The organism is Sphingomonas sp. GW821-FHT09B04 (genome assembly GCF_059418285.1).
The window spans coordinates 229,476-245,289 of the sequence record NZ_JBWKPO010000004.1; the positions used below are offsets into that span (position 1 = coordinate 229,476).

General features: G+C 64.9%; 12 protein-coding genes. 8 read left to right on the top strand and 4 right to left on the bottom strand.

What is annotated here, in order from left to right; translation table 11 throughout:
* The first annotated feature begins 13 nt into the window (after positions 1-13).
* On the top strand, positions 14-655 hold the full coding sequence (locus AC07NK_RS14035) for a glutathione S-transferase family protein (protein ID WP_495171220.1): 642 nt from the start codon (positions 14-16) through the stop codon (positions 653-655).
* Here AC07NK_RS14035 and AC07NK_RS14040 read toward each other — a convergent pair.
* A complete protein-coding gene (locus AC07NK_RS14040) occupies positions 646-2,010 on the bottom strand; it encodes a dicarboxylate/amino acid:cation symporter (RefSeq protein ID WP_495171221.1) in 1,365 nt (454 codons plus the stop codon). The genes AC07NK_RS14035 and AC07NK_RS14040 overlap by 10 nt on opposite strands.
* 72 nt (positions 2,011-2,082) lie before the next feature.
* Here AC07NK_RS14040 and AC07NK_RS14045 point away from each other — a divergent pair, with 72 nt between their 5' ends.
* The 5 genes from AC07NK_RS14045 (at position 2,083) to AC07NK_RS14065 (ending at position 9,342) form a co-directional block, all read left to right on the top strand.
* Complete coding sequence (locus AC07NK_RS14045) at positions 2,083-3,339, top strand: M24 family metallopeptidase (RefSeq protein ID WP_495171222.1); 1,257 nt, start codon at positions 2,083-2,085, stop codon at positions 3,337-3,339.
* Between the two features lie 550 nt (positions 3,340-3,889).
* Positions 3,890-4,441, top strand: coding sequence for a hypothetical protein (locus AC07NK_RS14050; protein WP_495171223.1), 552 nt, complete (start codon positions 3,890-3,892; stop codon positions 4,439-4,441).
* A 49-nt stretch (positions 4,442-4,490) separates the two neighbouring features.
* Positions 4,491-7,148: an alanine--tRNA ligase gene (gene alaS / locus AC07NK_RS14055; RefSeq protein WP_495171224.1), complete on the top strand. Its 2,658-nt coding sequence runs from the start codon at positions 4,491-4,493 to the stop codon at positions 7,146-7,148.
* Positions 7,123-7,497 (top strand): hypothetical protein, encoded by a 375-nt coding sequence (locus AC07NK_RS14060; RefSeq protein WP_495171225.1) that lies wholly within the window; start codon positions 7,123-7,125, stop codon positions 7,495-7,497. Before alaS ends, AC07NK_RS14060 begins: the two co-directional genes overlap by 26 nt.
* 27 nt (positions 7,498-7,524) lie before the next feature.
* Positions 7,525-9,342 (top strand): DUF885 domain-containing protein, encoded by a 1,818-nt coding sequence (locus AC07NK_RS14065; RefSeq protein ID WP_495171569.1) that lies wholly within the window; start codon positions 7,525-7,527, stop codon positions 9,340-9,342.
* Here AC07NK_RS14065 and AC07NK_RS14070 read toward each other — a convergent pair.
* The 3 genes from AC07NK_RS14070 to AC07NK_RS14080 form a co-directional block, all read right to left on the bottom strand.
* Positions 9,339-11,117: a cation:proton antiporter domain-containing protein gene (locus tag AC07NK_RS14070; RefSeq protein ID WP_495171226.1), complete on the bottom strand. Its 1,779-nt coding sequence runs from the start codon at positions 11,115-11,117 to the stop codon at positions 9,339-9,341. The two genes, AC07NK_RS14065 and AC07NK_RS14070, sit on opposite strands and share 4 nt — an antisense overlap.
* Before the next feature lie 74 nt (positions 11,118-11,191).
* Entirely contained in the window at positions 11,192-12,655 is a 1,464-nt protein-coding gene (locus AC07NK_RS14075) for a serine hydrolase (RefSeq protein ID WP_495171227.1), read from the bottom strand.
* 146 nt (positions 12,656-12,801) lie between these two features.
* On the bottom strand, positions 12,802-14,025 hold the full coding sequence (locus tag AC07NK_RS14080) for an NADP-dependent isocitrate dehydrogenase (RefSeq protein WP_495171228.1): 1,224 nt from the start codon (positions 14,023-14,025) through the stop codon (positions 12,802-12,804).
* 283 nt (positions 14,026-14,308) lie between these two features.
* On the opposite strand from AC07NK_RS14080, the gene AC07NK_RS14085 reads away from it, so the two are divergent.
* Both AC07NK_RS14085 and AC07NK_RS14090 read left to right on the top strand, forming a co-directional pair.
* Entirely contained in the window at positions 14,309-15,040 is a 732-nt protein-coding gene (locus AC07NK_RS14085; RefSeq protein WP_495171229.1) for a phosphatidylserine decarboxylase, read from the top strand.
* Positions 15,037-15,795, top strand: coding sequence for a CDP-alcohol phosphatidyltransferase family protein (locus AC07NK_RS14090; protein ID WP_495171230.1), 759 nt, complete (start codon positions 15,037-15,039; stop codon positions 15,793-15,795). The genes AC07NK_RS14085 and AC07NK_RS14090 overlap by 4 nt, the downstream gene beginning before the upstream one ends.
* The last annotated feature ends 19 nt before the right edge of the window (positions 15,796-15,814 follow it).

Sequence of the window (15,814 nt, forward strand, 5' to 3'; positions counted from 1 at the left end):
AGGAAGCCCGCCAATGATCACCGTCCATCACCTCGAGAATTCGCGATCGCAGCGCGTCCTGTGGCTGCTTGAGGAACTGGGGCTGCACTATTCAATCCGGCGCTATGAGCGGAACAAGGCTACAATGCTTGCCCCGCCGGAGCTGCGCGCGGTGCATCCGCTCGGCAAGTCGCCGGTGATCGTCGACGACGACGCCGATGGCGGACAGGGCCGGACGGTCGCCGAGACGGGGGCGATCATCGAGTATCTGGTGGAGAAAGCCGATGGCCGGCTCGGCCCGCCAGCGCATCGCGACGCCGTGCTGCGCTACCGGCACTTCCTGCACTATGCGGAGGGTTCGTTGATGCCGCCGCTGCTGGTCAAGCTTGTGCTCGGGCGCGTGCCGCTGCTCGGCAAGACCGCGCAGAGGAAGATCCAGCCGATGATCGATGTGCACCTCGACTATGTCGAGGCGCATTTGACCGAACATGACTGGTTCGCGGGCGACGATTTCAGTGCCGCGGATGTGATGATGAGCTTTCCGCTGGAGGCGGCGCGAAGCCGGGCGGGGCTGGATGCCTCACGCCCGGCAACGATTGCGTGGCTGGCGAAGGTCCATGCGCGGCCTGCCTATCAGGCCGCGCTCGTCGCAGGCGGACCCTATGCCTATGCCTGATGCTTTGGCGGGTGCTCGCCGACCTCGCTGAAGCTCTGCACGTCCTCCAGCGGCCCGCCGCCCGTCGGGGCGTGCGGCGGTTCGACATCGGCGGGTTCGATCGGGTCGAGACGCCCGCCTTCCCACTTCGCGACGACCGCGCTCGCCACCGCATTGCCGACGACGTTGGTCGCCGAGCGGCCCATGTCGAGGAAATGGTCGATACCGAGGATCAACAGCAGGCCCGCTTCGGGGATGTCGAAGAAGCCGAGCGTCGCCGCGATGACGACCAGGCTGGCGCGCGGCACGCCGGCGATGCCCTTGCTGGTGACCATCAGCACCAGCAGCATCGTGATTTCCTGACCCAGGGTCAGGTCGATGCCATAAGCCTGTGCGATGAAGATCGTCGCGAAGGTCATGTAGATCATCGAGCCGTCGAGGTTGAAGCTGTAGCCCAGCGGCAGCACGAAGCTGGCGATGCGCGGCGGCACGCCGAAGCGGTCGAGCGCCTCCAGCGTGCGCGGATAGGCGGCTTCGGACGAGGCAGTCGAGAAGGCGAGGAGCAGGGGGTCGCGGATGTAGCGGACCAGCAGCGTGGTCCGCTTGCCGACGATCAGATAGCAAACGCCGATCAGCAGCGCCCACAGGATCAGCATACCAAGATAGAAGGTGCCCATGAAATAGGCGAGGTTGCCGATGATCGCCGGACCACGCTCCGCCAGCGTCGCCGCCACCGCCGCGAACACTGCGATCGGCGCGAAACGCATGACGTAGTTGGTTACCTGGAGCATCACATGGACCAGCGCCTCGACCGCACTGACCAGCGGCTTGGCTTTCTCGCCGACCGCGGTGATCGCGACGCCGATGAACAGCGAGAAGACGACGATCTGCAGGATCTCGTTCTTCGCCATCGCCTCGATTCCCGATTTCGGGAAAACGTGGGTGAAGAAGTCCTTGAGGTTGAACGCGACCTTATCGACGCCGCTCGTGGCATCGACCGGAGGCAGCGGGAAGTTGAGTCCGACACCAGGCTGGAACAGGTTGACGAGGATGAGGCCCAGGGTGAGCGAGACGAGGCTTGCGCAGATGAACCACGCGACCGCGCGCCCACCGACGCGCCCCAGCGCTGCGGTATCGCCCATATGCGCGATGCCCGAGACGAGGGTCGCGAAGACCAGCGGCGCGATGATCATCTTGATCAGGTTGAGGAAGATCGCGGTGATGATCGAGAAATAGTCGGCGAGCTTCTTGAGCTGCGTCTCGGCGCCAGCCGAATCGGCGCCATAGCTCTGATGAACGCCGTAATGGAGCCCGAGGCCCACAATCGCGCCCAATACCAGCGCGATCAGGATATATGTCGTCAGTTTCTTGGCCATTGGGCTCCCCTCGTTGCGGCGCCTAGACAGGGGATTGCGGCCTGCGGGTCAAGAGCCGTATCGCTAGCGACCATGAACTTCTCCCGCCGATCGCTTCTCGCCGCTGCCGCTGCGGCCCCCTTTGTTGCTCATGCTAGAGTCCTTCAGACGGGCGAACCCTCTGTTCCCGACTTAAAAAACATCACCGCCGATGCGGTCCCGATCGGCCCGGAGGAACGCCGCGCGCGATTGGCACGTGCGCAGGCGTTGATGAAGGCCAACGGCATCGGCGCGATTCTGGTCGAGCCGGGGTCGAGCCTGCTCTATTTCACCGGCGTCCGCTGGGGCCGCAGCGAGCGGCTGACGGCGGCGGTGATCCCGGTGGAAGGCGACCCGATGATCGTCACGCCGTTCTTCGAGGAGCCGTCGGTGCGCGAATCGCTGGGCGTGCCGGCGCAGGTGCGTGTGTGGCAGGAACATGAGAGCCCGTTTGCGGTGATCGCGGGCTGGTTGCGCGAGAAGAAGCTGCACAACCATCGCATCGGCATCGAAGAGACGGTGCGCCATTTCGCGGTGACTGGCCTTGCTCAGGCGATCGGCGATGCGCGGCTGATCGTCTCCGCCAATTCGGTCGTGCGCGGGTGCCGGATGATCAAGACCCCGGCCGAGATCGCGTTGATGCAGAAGGCCGCGGACGTGACGATGGCCGCCTATCGCTGGACTCACCCACAGGTTCAGGCGGGGATGACGCCGCAGGACATCGCCGCGCTGATGACCAGCGCGACGCGCAAGCTGGGCGGGGAGGTCGCGTTCAACCTGGTCCTGCTCGGCGAGGCGTCGGCTTATCCGCACGGTACCGGCAAGCCGCAGCGAGTGGTGAAGGGCGAAGTGGTGCTGATGGACTGCGGCGCGCGGGTCCATGGCTATGAAAGCGACATTTCGCGCACCTTCGTGCATGGCGACGCGACCGTCGAGCAGCGCAAAGTGTGGGGCGAGATGCGCAAGGGGCAGGATATCGCCTTTGCCACGGCACGGATCGGCACCCCCGCAGGGGCGGTGGATGATGCGGTGCGGCGCTACTATGAATCGCTTGGCTATGGCCCGGACTACAAGCTGCCGGGCCTGTCGCATCGGACTGGTCACGGCATCGGCATGGACGGGCATGAGCCGATCAATCTGGTCCGCGGGGAGGCGGTGAAGCTCGCCGCAGGAATGTGTTTCTCCAACGAGCCGGGGATCTATCTGCCGGGCAAGTTCGGCGTGCGGCTGGAGGACTGTTTCCATATGACCAAGACGGGGCCGGATTGGTTTAGCGAACCGCCGAAGTCGATCGAGGAGCCGATCGGCTGAGACGCCAGCTTGACAGGCAGTTTACAAAGCCGACCGAAATCGCGGGTTTTTCAGGCCCCATGGAGGGGAGCATGACATTGGCGCGCCAGTGACGCGCCAGCAAGGCGACGCCAACGCTTCAGCGACGCACCGGTAACGCGACAGTGACGCTACACGGACGCGCCAGTGACGCTACATGAACGCGCCGGTCGCGCGGCAGGGACGCGCCGGGGCGGGGAGGGGAGTTCGACCGTTCAAAGAGCGGCGCGGGTGGCAGCCGCGGGATCAAGGCAAGCAGAGCAAATCCAACATTGCAATCGCCTGCCGCCGGGAGATTGAGTTATGTTCCTCAGGCTTTGCTTCCAGATCTCTTTCGATCGTCACCCCGGCCCTGTGCCGGGGTCCACCGGGAGGTGAGGACTGGGCAAAAGGTTCTGGCGCCGCCGGAGAGGTGGAGTGAACCCCGGCACGAGGCCGGGGTGACGGAGAAGAGGGGACAGAACCCCAATTCGATCCGGTCGAGCCGGCAAGCTAACGTCAACGGGGTCTTACGACCCAATGGAGGTGGCCCATGCTGTTTCGCCGCGAGACATTGGAAGGGATCGCGAACGGGACCATCATCCTTGCGTTTCGCCGGTGGCGCAGCGCGGCGGCAGTGAGCGGCGGCACTCAGCGGACTGCTTACGGCGTCGTGCGGTTCGGTCAGGTCGAGCAGATCGCGCTGGAAGCGATCGGCACCAAAGACGCGATCGCGGCGGGCTATGCGGATCGAGACGCGCTGTTGCGGGAACTGAACGGCCGTGTCGGCGACCTGTACCGGATCGAGCTGGCGGGAATCGAGAGCGATCCCCGGGAGACCCTGCGCGAACACACCGATATCGATCCGGACGTGCTAGCATGGCTCGTGCGGATCGACTGGGCTTTGCCGGTCCTCAGGGCCATCGACCTGTTCCCCGAAGTCCGCGCGGCCGATATCGCAGAACCGCTGGGAATGCCGCGCGACCGGTTCAAGGCGCGGGTACGCGAGCTCAAGAATCGCGGCCTGACGATCTCGCTCGAAACGGGCTACCGGATCAGTCCGCGCGGTGCCGTTGCCCTCGCGAAACTGTCCCGATCACCCTGATCGAAGTGTTTCGCTTGAGCGAACGCGCGCGCGCCCCTAAGTCGGCGCGATGACTTCGACCAACGATATTCGCCGCAGCTTCCTCGACTATTTCGAAGGCCAGGGACATGCGCGTGTGCAGTCCGCGCCGCTGGTGCCGCACAACGACCCGACGCTGATGTTCGTCAACGCCGGGATGGTGCCGTTCAAGAACGTGTTCACGGGTCTTGAAACGCGACCGTACAAGACCGCTGCGTCTTCGCAAAAGTGCGTGCGGGCGGGCGGCAAGCACAATGACCTCGACAATGTCGGCTATACCGCACGCCACCACACCTTCTTCGAGATGCTCGGCAACTTCTCGTTCGGCGACTATTTCAAAGAGCAGGCGATCACGCACGCGTGGACGCTGCTGACCAAAGAATGGGGCCTGTCGCCCGATCGGCTGACCGCGACCGTCTATCATACCGACGATCAGGCGTTCGACCTGTGGAAGAAGATCGCGGGCCTGCCCGAGAGCCGCATCATCCGCATCGCGACCAAGGACAATTTCTGGGCGATGGGGTCGGACGGCCCGTGCGGACCGTGCTCGGAAATCTTCTACGACCATGGCGACCATATCTGGGGCGGCCCTCCGGGCAGCCCGGAAGAGGATGGCGACCGCTTCGTCGAGATCTGGAACCTCGTCTTCATGCAGTATCTGCAGGAGAATGACGAGATCGTCAGCGAGCTGCCCAAGCCGAGCATCGACACCGGCATGGGGCTGGAGCGCGTCGCGGCGGTGCTGCAGGGCGTTACCGACAATTACGATACGGACACCTTCAAGGCGCTGATCGCGGAGAGCGGCGCGCTGACCGGTGCATCGACCACGGGCGAGCATCAGGCGAGCCACCGCGTGATCGCCGATCACATCCGCACCTCGGGCTTCCTGGTGGCCGACGGCGTGCTGCCCGCGAACGAAGGACGCGGCTATGTGCTCCGCCGGATCATGCGGCGGGCGATGCGTCATGCCCATATCCTGGGCGCGAAGGATCCGTTGATGCACCGGATGGTGCCGAGCCTGGTGGCCGAGATGGGCGGCGCCTATCCCGAGCTGGTGCGTGCGCAGCCGCTGATCGAAGCGACGTTGCTGCAGGAAGAGACCCGTTTCCGCCAGACGCTGGCGAACGGGTTGAAGCTGCTCGACGAGGCGACCTCGGCGATGGGTGAGGGCGATACGTTACCCGGCGAGACCGCGTTCAAGCTCTATGACACCTATGGTTTCCCCTATGACCTGACCGAGGATGCGCTGCGTCCGCAGGGCATGAACGTCGATCGTGACGGTTTTGACGCAGCGATGGCGCAGCAAAAGGCAGCGGCACGCGCGGCGTGGAAGGGCTCGGGCGCCAAGGCTTCGGATGAGGTCTGGTTCGACATCGCCGAGGAACTGGGCGGTACCGAATTCACCGGCTACACTGCCATCGACGGTGAGGGACAGGTTGTCGCGCTGATCAAGGACGGCGCACGGGTCGACAAGGCCGGGCAGGGCGACGAGGTATTCATCCTCACCAACCAGACCCCCTTCTATGGCGAAAGCGGCGGCCAGATGGGCGACGCCGGCACCATCATTGGCGACAAGGTCAATGCGGCAGTGACCGACACCAGCAAGCCGCTGGGCCGCCTCCACGCGCATCATGCGACGATTGAGAGTGGCGAGCTGGCGGTCGGCGATACGGTGAAGCTGGCGATCGACGTCGCACGCCGCGATGCCATCCGCGCCAATCACTCGGCCACGCACCTGTTGCATGCCGCGCTGCGCAACCGTCTCGGCGGACATGTGACCCAGAAGGGCAGCCTGGTGGCGCCCGATCGCTTCCGCTTCGACTTCTCGCACCCCTCGGCGCTGACCGCGCAGGAGATTGCGGAGATCGAGGCCGATGTGAATGCCGAAATCCGTGCGAACGAGGCCGTCAGCACCCGGCTGATGACCCCGGACGATGCGGTCGCGGCTGGCGCGCTGGCGCTGTTCGGCGAGAAATATGGCGACGAAGTGCGTGTGCTCTCGATGGGGAGACAGACCGACAAGCGCTACTCAGTCGAGCTGTGCGGCGGCACCCATGTCCGCGCCACCGGCGATATCGCGATCTTCAAGATCGTGAGCGAAAGCGCGGTATCGAGCGGTGTGCGCCGGATCGAGGCACTGACAGGCGAAGCCGCACGGCTGTGGCTGGCCGATCGCGATGCCAAGCTGCGCGAGGTCGCGGCGACGCTCAAGACCTCACCCGACGAGGTTCCGGGGCGCATTGCTGCTCTGGTCGATGAGCGCCGCAAGCTCGAGAAGGAACTGGCCGAGGCCAGGAAGGCGCTGGCGCTGGGTGGCGGCGGTGCGGCTGCGCCTGCCGGCCCGGAACAGGTCGGCGGCGTCAACTTTGTCGGCCAGATCCTCGACGGACTCGACCCCAAGGCGCTGCGCGGCGCGGTGGACGAGGCGAAGGGCCGAATCGGTTCAGGTGTGGTAGCTTTTGTCGCGGTAAATGAAGGGCGTGCAGCGATTGCGGTCGGCGTCACCGACGACCTGACCGGAAGCCTGAGCGCCGTTGAACTCGTCAAGCGTGGTGTCGCCGCGCTCGGCGGACAGGGCGGCGGCGGGCGCCCGGACATGGCGCAAGGTGGCGGACCGGAGGGCGAAAACGGCCCGGCCGCAATCGAAGCCGTCAAGGGGGCGCTTGCCGAGGAGAAAGAAGCTGCCTGACCGTATTTTTCTGACCGCCGCTGCCGCTGCGGTCCTGTTCGCAAGCTCCGGCGCTTCGGCGCAGAAGCTGCCGCCTTATCCGGACGCACTGCGTTGCGCCGCGCTGACCACTGCCGCCGCCAAGATCGGCAAGGGTACGCCGCAGGAATCGGCGCTGTTCGATCACGTGATCTTCTGGGGGATGGCGGCGTCCGATGCCGGCCGCGGCGCGGGCAAGACCGCGAAGGCGGTTGAGGCCGAAGTGACCCGCGACGCAGCGGCAGCCGAGTCGCGGCTGCGTGCGCAGGATGGCGCGACCGCGGGTGCATTGGCGACATGCGTCCGCCAGGTGCCTGCGCTCAACAACTGATCTGATGGAGTGACAAGACCGATGCCGATGCGCCGCCGTTCGTTCATGGGTTCGGCCGGCGCTGCGGCGCTGGTTTCCGCGCTGCCCGCCACTGCACGCCAGGGGAAACCCTCAGGTGGTGCCGAAGACGCGAAGTTTCGGGTTCTGCTCGATACGATCTTCAACGACCGGCTTGCAGAGAATCCGGAGGGGGCGACTTCGCTCGGGCTCGACACCGGCAAGAATGCAGCCCTGAAATCGCAGCTTTCGGGGCGCTCACCGACCGATGATGCTCGCGATCTCATGCGGTCAAAGCGCGAGCTCGCGGCGGTGCGGGGCTTTGCGCCGGCTACGCTGGGCGACGATGCCCGGCTTGATCGGGACGTTCTCACCTATCAACTCGAGCGCAGTATCGCTGGACGCGAGCAGTTCCGTTACGGCGATAGCGGCGGCCGTTTCGTCCCGTTCCGGCTCAGCCAGCTGAGCGGCGCGTATCGCGAGGTCCCCGATTTCCTCGACACCCAGCACCGGGTGAAGGACGCGGTCGATGCCGATGCCTATCTGGCGCGGCTCGGCGCCTTTGCGACCGTACTGGATCAGGAGACTGCCCGTCAGCGTGAGGATGCAGCGCGCGGCGTGTTCGCGCCCGACTATATCCTCGATACCACGCTCAAGCAGTTCACGGCGTTGCGTGAGAAGCCGGCAGTGGACACCGGGCTGGTGACCGGCTTCGCGGCCAAGCTCAAGGGTGCAAACCTGCCACCTGAGCGCGCCGCCGCCGCGGCGAAGATCGTTGCCGAGAAGATCTTCCCTGCGCTCGATCGCCAGCGCGCGCTGGTAACGGAATTGCGCGGCAAGGCGTCGCATGACGCGGGCGTGTGGCGACTGCCGGATGGCGAGGCCTATTATGCCTCAGCCGCCGAGGCTGCGACCACGGTGCGCATGACCGGCGACGAGATCCACAAGCTCGGCCTTGAGCAGGTCGCAGAGATCAGTGCGCGGATCGACACGATCCTGAAATCGCAGGGGATCAGCGACGGGACGGTGGGCGCGCGTCTGGTGGCGCTCAACGAGCGGCCCGATCAGCTCTTTCCCAACACCGATCCGGGCAGGGAGGCGCTGCTCGAAACGCTGCGCACGCAGGTGCGCGCGATGGAAAAGCGGCTGCCCGAGCAGTTTGCGAGCTTGCCCAAGGCGCCGGTCGAAGTCCGCCGCGTGCCGCCGTCGATTCAGGCGGGCGCGCCCGGCGGCTATTATCAGGCCGCGACGCTCGATGGATCGCGCCCGGGCATCTACTATATCAACCTGCGCGACACGTTCGACCGGCCCAAATTCGGGCTCGCGACGCTGAGCTATCACGAGGCGGTGCCGGGCCATCATCTTCAGGTGATGCTGGCGCTCGAATCCTCGGCGATCCCGCTGATCCGCCGCCGTGGCGGCTTCAGCGGCTATAGCGAGGGGTGGGCGCTCTACACCGAACAGCTGGCCGACGAGATGGGGATGTATGAGGGCGATCCGCTGGGGCAGGTCGGCTATCTCCAGTCGCTGCTGTTCCGCGCCACGCGCCTCGTGGTCGACAGTGGGATGCATGCCAAGCGCTGGAGCCGTGAAAAGGCGACCGACTATTTCATCGCCACCACCGGCATTGCCCGCGGCCGCAGTCAGGGCGAAATCGATCGCTACACGGTCTGGCCGGGTCAGGCGTGCAGTTACAAGATCGGGCACACCGTCTGGGTCAGACTACGTGACGAGGCCAAAGCAAAGGCCGGCGCCAATTGGGATCCGCGCCAGTTCCACGAGGTGCTGCGCAAGGGCGCGATGCCGCTCGCAGTGCTGGAACGCGTGGTGCGGGGGCGGATGGCCTAGGCCTCCGCTTCCTTCTTCCGCACGCGGCGGAGGCGGGGCTCGCGTTCGAGATTGGCGGCTTCCTTGATCGTCTGGCGCATCTGATCGCGCTTCTCGTGGATCGACGCGATTACCGGGCCAACCGCGACGCCGAGATCGACCAGCACGGCTTCGGAAAGCTGAAGTGAGCTTTCAAGCGTTTCCGGCACGGCGTCGGTGGCGCCTGCCTTATAGAGTTCGGCGGCATGGGCTGCGTCGCGCGCGCGGGCGATGATCGGAATATCGGATACCCAGCTGCGGACCCGGCGAGTCAGGCGGACGGTAAGTACCGGGTCGTCCATCGTCAGGATCAGCGCGTCGGCATGGCCGAGGTTGAGCCGGTCAACCAGCTCGCTGCGCGCAACATCGCCGAACATGACCGTATAGCCCTCTCGCCGCGCCTGCGCGACGCCATCGATGTCCGCGTCTACGGCGATGTAAGGTTTACCGTGCGCCTTGAGCATATCGGCAACGGTGCGGCCGACCCGACCGAACCCCATGATGACGGTCCCGCCCGGAATGATTTCGGGATTGGCGGCGATATCCGAGTCCAGATCGCGTTCTTCCAGCTTGCGTGAGGCAAAGCTGCCGGCCTTGGCAAGCAGCGGGGTGATGGTCAGGCCAATCGCGGTGACGGTGGTCCAGAAGGCGGCGGTCGATGGCTGGATCAGGCCCGCGGTTGCAGCGACGCCGAGCACGATCAGCGTGGTTTCGGATGGGCTTGCCATCAGCACGCCTGCTTCGGCCGCGGTGCCGGTGCGCGCGCCCGACAGTTTGAGCAACGCGATGGTCACGATGACCTTGATCCCCATGACCCCCAGGATCGCGGCAAGCAGCAGCGGCCAGTCGTTCATCACCATGCGCAGGTCGAGCCGCATCCCGACGGTGATCAGGAAAACACCCAGCGCGAGCCCCTTGAAGGGAGCGGTGATGACTTCGACTTCGCTATGATACTCGGTCTCGGCGATCAGCAGGCCGGCAAGCAATGCGCCGACGATAGGCGACAGGCCGACCGCGGTGGTGGCCATGCTGGCGACGATGACGACCAGCAGGCTGGCGGCGAGGAACAGCTCGGGCGATTTGGTGCGGGCCGCCTGAGCGAAGAGGCGCGGAAGATAGAGACGGCCACCGATATAGAGGATCGCGACCACGATCGCGCTGCGGCCCAACACGACGGCCAGTTCGCTGATTCCAACGTCCCCTGCGGCGGGTGCGAGCGCGCCGAGCAGGAAGATGATCGGCACGAGCGCCAGATCCTCGAACAGCAGCATTGCGAAGGCCGAGCGGCCTACCGCACTGGTCGTCCCGGCTATGGGGAGGACCAGCGCGGTCGAGGAGAGGGCGAGCGCAAGGCCGAGGCCCAGCGCGCCCGCCCAGCTCTGACCGAGGAAATAGAGGCCGGTACCGATCAGGAGCGCGGCTCCGAGAAGCTCCGCGGCGCCAACCCCGAACACCAGCTTTCGCATCGACCATAGTCGCTTGAAGGAAAGCTCGAGTCCGATCGAAAAGAGCAGCAGGATGATGCCGAACTCGGCAAACGGTTCGATCGAATGGGGGTCGGTGATCGTGAGATAGTAGAGCCAGGGGAATTGTGGAACCAACTGGCCGAGGCCCGCGGGGCCGACCAGCATCCCGACCAGAATGAAGCCGATCACCGGGCTGACCCGGAAGCGAGCGAAGGCGGGGATGACCAACCCCGCGGCGCCCAGGATGACGAGCGTGTCGCTGAAGGTGTGGTTGGTCAGATCAAGTGCCATGCAGCACTCTTAACCGGCGGCGGAAGGACTTGTCATCGCCACGACGGGTTGTTTTTTATCACGATGCCGCAGCCTCAGCGTTGTTCGAGCGCTTTCAGTGCCTTGGCCAGCTTCTCGCTCGACGGGTTGAGGCTCAGCGCGCGCCGGTAGGCCAGGATTGCAGCCGGCACCTCTCCCTTGAGCGAATGGATATAGCCGACGTCCTCAGCCGCGCTCGCACTGTTGGGATAGAGTGAGGCGGCCAGGGTGAATATCGCCACCGCCTGCTGCGGGCGCGCCGTACGGAGCATGCGATACCCCCAGTCACTCAGCTGAGCTTCGGGGAAGACGATAGCGGGATCAGCATTACGCAATTCGGTCGCGATGGCGCTCAACTGGCCAAAGCCGCGCTTTGCTGCAGCCGCGCGCAGCTGGGTGACCGGGGGAAGCCGGAAGTTCGGCACATAATTGGCCGCAATCCGATCCAGCAGCAGCTCCGGCGAGGCGCCCTGCAAGTTGGTCAGAACAACCACCGCCACATTGTCGTCGGGGTAGACGGCAAACGCGCCGCGATCCCCGCCTGACTGACCAACCCAGCGGTTCAGGGTGCGATTGTCCGTCGCCCAACCAATCGCGCGATGGGTCCTCGTGCCGTCGGCAAGGACGGCTGGTGTCCACAGCAACGGGAGCGACGCGCGCCCGATCAGCCGCCCATCGAGCAACGCGACGATCCAGCGTGCCATATCACCTGCCGTACCTTCCATTCCGGCGGCGGTGCGGGTCATCGGTGGAAATTCGACGTCCGCGCGGCGCAGCATACCACGGCTGCTTAGCGTGGGGGCATTGAAGCGATAGGATTTCGCCTTGCCCGGTCCCCAGTCGCGAACGTCCCCGAAACCGGTGTGGCGCATGCGGGCCGGCGCAAACTGGCGTGTATGGAAGAATGTCGTGAAGGGCTGTTGGGCGAGCCTGTCGATGATGCGACCCAGCAGCACATAGTTGGTCTGATTATAGCTGCTGCGCGTACCGGGTGCGGAGACGAGCGGCAATGCCGTGACCGCGGTCCAGGCAGCTTCCTCGCCACCCGCGCCGATCAGCGCACCGGAATTCGAATCGACGATGTCCGGCAGGCCGGAACTGTGGGTCAGCAGCTGCCGTATCGTTATCGGGCGCCATTCAACCGGAAGGTCTGACAGGTAACGGGAGACTGGCGCCGCAAGGTCGAGCTTTTGCGCAGCCACCAACTGCATCGCGGCGACGCCGGTGAATGCTTTGGTCATCGAATTGAACGGGAAGATCGTCTCGGATGTGACCGGCGCGCTGGTTTCTGTGTCTGCGACGCCCCACGCGCCCTGAAAGACGATGCGGCCATCACGCACGACTGCGACCTGAAGGCCCGGAATGCCGCTGTCGCGCATTTCTTCGAGAAGCAGATCGGTCGTCGCGCGGTTGGCGGCGGCAACCGGCGGCTGCGATGCGGCAATGCTGATTGCGGGAAATGCGACCGTAACCGCAATCGCGGCGACAACGGCTGAGCCGAGCGGCAGCTGAAATGGCATGACCGGAACCTAGTGCAGGTCCTCCGGCTGAGCAAATTGTCACGGCGCCGGAATGAAACATCCCGGCGCGGGCGGGTCACAGGGCATTTGCACCTTGCAACCCGGTCCGGCCGGGACGTCTCGAATTCAGCAGGGAAGCGTGAAGGTCAGTTCCACGTGCCCATTTCGGTCTCGAGGTTCTGGCGGATCGCCTCGAAGAACTGCTCGGTGGTCATCCAGGGCTGTTCCGGACCGATCAGCAGCGCGAGGTCCTTGGTCATCTTGCCGCTCTCGACGGTCTCGATGCAGACGCGCTCAAGCGTCTCAGCGAACTTCACCACTTCAGGGGTGTCGTCGAACTTGCCGCGGAACTTGAGGCCGCCGGTCCAGGCGAAGATCGAGGCGATCGGGTTGGTCGAGGTCGCCTTGCCCTGCTGATGCTGGCGATAGTGGCGGGTGACCGTGCCGTGCGCCGCTTCGGCTTCGACGGTCTTGCCGTCGGGCGAAAGCAGGACCGACGTCATCAGGCCGAGCGAGCCGAAGCCCTGTGCGACCTGATCCGACTGCACGTCGCCGTCATAGTTCTTGCACGCCCAGACGAACTCGCCCGACCATTTGAGCGCCGAGGCGACCATGTCGTCGATCAGGCGATGCTCATAGACGATGCCGGTTTCCTTGAACTTCTCGGCGAAGCCCTCGGTCTCGAACACTTCCTGGAACAGATCCTTGAAGCGGCCGTCATAGGCCTTGAGGATGGTGTTCTTGGTCGACAGGTACACCGGCCACTTGAGGTTGAGGCCGTAGTTGAACGACGCGCGGGCGAAGTCGCGGATCGAATCGTCGAGGTTGTACATCGCCATCGCGACGCCCGAGCCGGGGAAGTTGAACACTTCGCGGTCGATGACCTGACCGTCCTCGCCCTCGAAGACGAGGCGAAGCTTGCCGGCGCCGGGGACCTTGAAGTCCGTCGCGCGATACTGGTCACCGAACGCGTGACGGCCGACGACGATCGGCTTGGTCCAGCCCGGGATCAGGCGGGGGACGTTGGAGATCACGATCGGCTCGCGGAAGACGACGCCGCCGAGGATGTTGCGGATCGTGCCGTTGGGCGACTTCCACATTTCCTTGAGGTTGAATTCCTCGACGCGCTGCTCGTCGGGGGTGATCGTGGCGCACTTCACGCCGACGCCGAACTCCTTGATCGCGTTCGCTGCATCGACGGTGATCTGGTCGTTGGTCTCGTCGCGCTTCTCGACGCCGAGGTCGTAATATTTGAGATCGATGTCGAGGTACGGCTTGATCAGGCGCTCACGGATCCATTCCCAGATGATCCGCGTCATTTCGTCGCCGTCGATCTCGACGACCGGGTTCTTGACCTTGATCTTCGCCATGCTCGCTTTCCTGTGCGTGAGGGAGGTTTGGCGGTGCGTCTAGGAGGAAGGGGCGGGGGGATCAAGGGCGCCCTAATTCCTGTACTGCATCGTTCAGTTATTTGACAAAGTTGACCTGAAACGCATGTTTTTCGCGTCAACAAGCGCGGCCCTCATTGCGGCGCGGCCGGCATGGATCCTCGCGGTGCGAGCACAGCAGCCGCAATCCAACATTGCAAGTCGCCCACAGACAATATGCGGCGGGCGATTGTCAGCAGGCGGCGAACCCGGCTAAAGCCCGCGCATGCCTTCACTAGAAAAGCCGCCCACCGGTAACCCGCCCGTCAAATGGCGCTGGCCCGCCGTGCACCCGGAGGGACGCAAATACGTCCTGATCTCCGCCGCGATCACGGCGCTGTTCCTGTTCGCGATCTGGGACGAGCTGGGCTTCCTGCTGGTCGGCGTGACGATCTGGGTCGCGGCCTTCTTCCGTGATCCGATCCGCGTGACGCCGCAGGCAGAGGGGCTGATCGTCTCGCCCGCCGACGGCCTCGTCACGATGATCGAGCGCGTGCCGGTGCCGCGCGAGATCGCCGGGCCGGAGGGACTGAACGAAGAGACGCGCGTGCGCGTTTCGATTTTCATGAGCGTGTTCGACGTCCACATCAACCGTACCCCGGTGGCGGGGACGATCCGTCAGGTCGTCTATATCGCCGGCAAGTTTCTCAACGCCGACCTCGACAAGGCGAGCGACGAGAATGAGCGTCAGCATTTCGTGGTCGAGACCCGCGATGGCCTGCGCGTCGGATTCACCCAGATCGCAGGTCTTGTCGCCCGTCGCATCGTGACCTTCGTCAAGCCCGGCGACATGGTCGCGGTCGGGCAGCGCATCGGCCTGATCCGCTTTGGCAGCCGCGTCGACGTGTTCCTGCCCGACGATTATGCGCCGCAGGTGGCACTGGGTCAGCGCTGCGTCGCGGGTGAAACGGTAGTCGGCCGCAAGGGCGGCATCGCCGCGGAGGGCGTTTCGCAGTGAGTTTGAAGCCGCGGCCTCAGCGGCGCGGCATCCCGCTGCGCGCCGTGCTTCCCAACGCGATCACAGCGCTTGCGCTGTGTTCGGGCCTGACCGGTGTGCGCTTCGCCATCGCCGGGGACTGGGAGCGCGCGGTAGTAATGATCATGGTCGCGGCTGCACTCGACGGGATCGACGGCCAGATCGCGCGCATGATCCGCGGCGAGAGCAAGTTCGGCGCGGAACTGGACAGCCTGTCCGATGCGATCTCGTTCGGGGTGGCGCCGGCGCTGATCCTGTATCTGTGGGCGCTGATGTACGTACCCAAGATCGGCTGGATCGTTGCGCTGCTCTATGCCGTATTCTGCGCGCTTCGGCTGGCGCGGTTCAATTCGCAGATCGATACCGAACAACCGCGCAAGCTCGCGGGCTATCTGACTGGCATCCCAGCGCCTGCAGGCGCAGCGCTGGCGATGCTGCCGCTCTATGTCTGGCTGTGGAGCGGCGAAGAGATGGCGCGATCGCCATGGATCGTCACGCCCTGGGTCGCGTTCGTCGGATTGCTGATGGTCTCGAGCCTTGCCACCTATTCGTGGAAATCGTTGCGGCTGCGGCGCAATGTGCGGTTCGAGGCGCTGGTGGTGGTCGCGATCCTGCTGGCGGCATTGGTGACTGCGCCATGGCAGACGCTGACCGTGCTGTGCGCCGGGTATCTGCTAACGCTGCCGTTTAGTGCGCGGGCGTATCTGCGCGGACGGGCGGCGACACCTGCGACTTAGCGAGCGACAGGATGTCTGC

Bases quoted from the DNA above. Each gene is read 5' to 3' on its own strand.
- AC07NK_RS14035 (WP_495171220.1), top strand. From the start codon at position 14: ATGATCACCGTCCATCACCTCGAGAATTCGCGATCGCAGCGCGTCCTG.
- AC07NK_RS14040 (WP_495171221.1), bottom strand. From the start codon at position 2,010: ATGGCCAAGAAACTGACGACATATATCCTGATCGCGCTGGTATTGGGC.
- AC07NK_RS14045 (WP_495171222.1), top strand. From the start codon at position 2,083: ATGAACTTCTCCCGCCGATCGCTTCTCGCCGCTGCCGCTGCGGCCCCC.
- AC07NK_RS14050 (WP_495171223.1), top strand. From the start codon at position 3,890: ATGCTGTTTCGCCGCGAGACATTGGAAGGGATCGCGAACGGGACCATC.
- alaS (WP_495171224.1), top strand. From the start codon at position 4,491: ATGACTTCGACCAACGATATTCGCCGCAGCTTCCTCGACTATTTCGAA.
- AC07NK_RS14065 (WP_495171569.1), top strand. From the start codon at position 7,525: ATGCGCCGCCGTTCGTTCATGGGTTCGGCCGGCGCTGCGGCGCTGGTT.
- AC07NK_RS14070 (WP_495171226.1), bottom strand. From the start codon at position 11,117: ATGGCACTTGATCTGACCAACCACACCTTCAGCGACACGCTCGTCATC.
- AC07NK_RS14075 (WP_495171227.1), bottom strand. From the start codon at position 12,655: ATGCCATTTCAGCTGCCGCTCGGCTCAGCCGTTGTCGCCGCGATTGCG.
- AC07NK_RS14080 (WP_495171228.1), bottom strand. From the start codon at position 14,025: ATGGCGAAGATCAAGGTCAAGAACCCGGTCGTCGAGATCGACGGCGAC.
- AC07NK_RS14085 (WP_495171229.1), top strand. From the start codon at position 14,309: ATGCCTTCACTAGAAAAGCCGCCCACCGGTAACCCGCCCGTCAAATGG.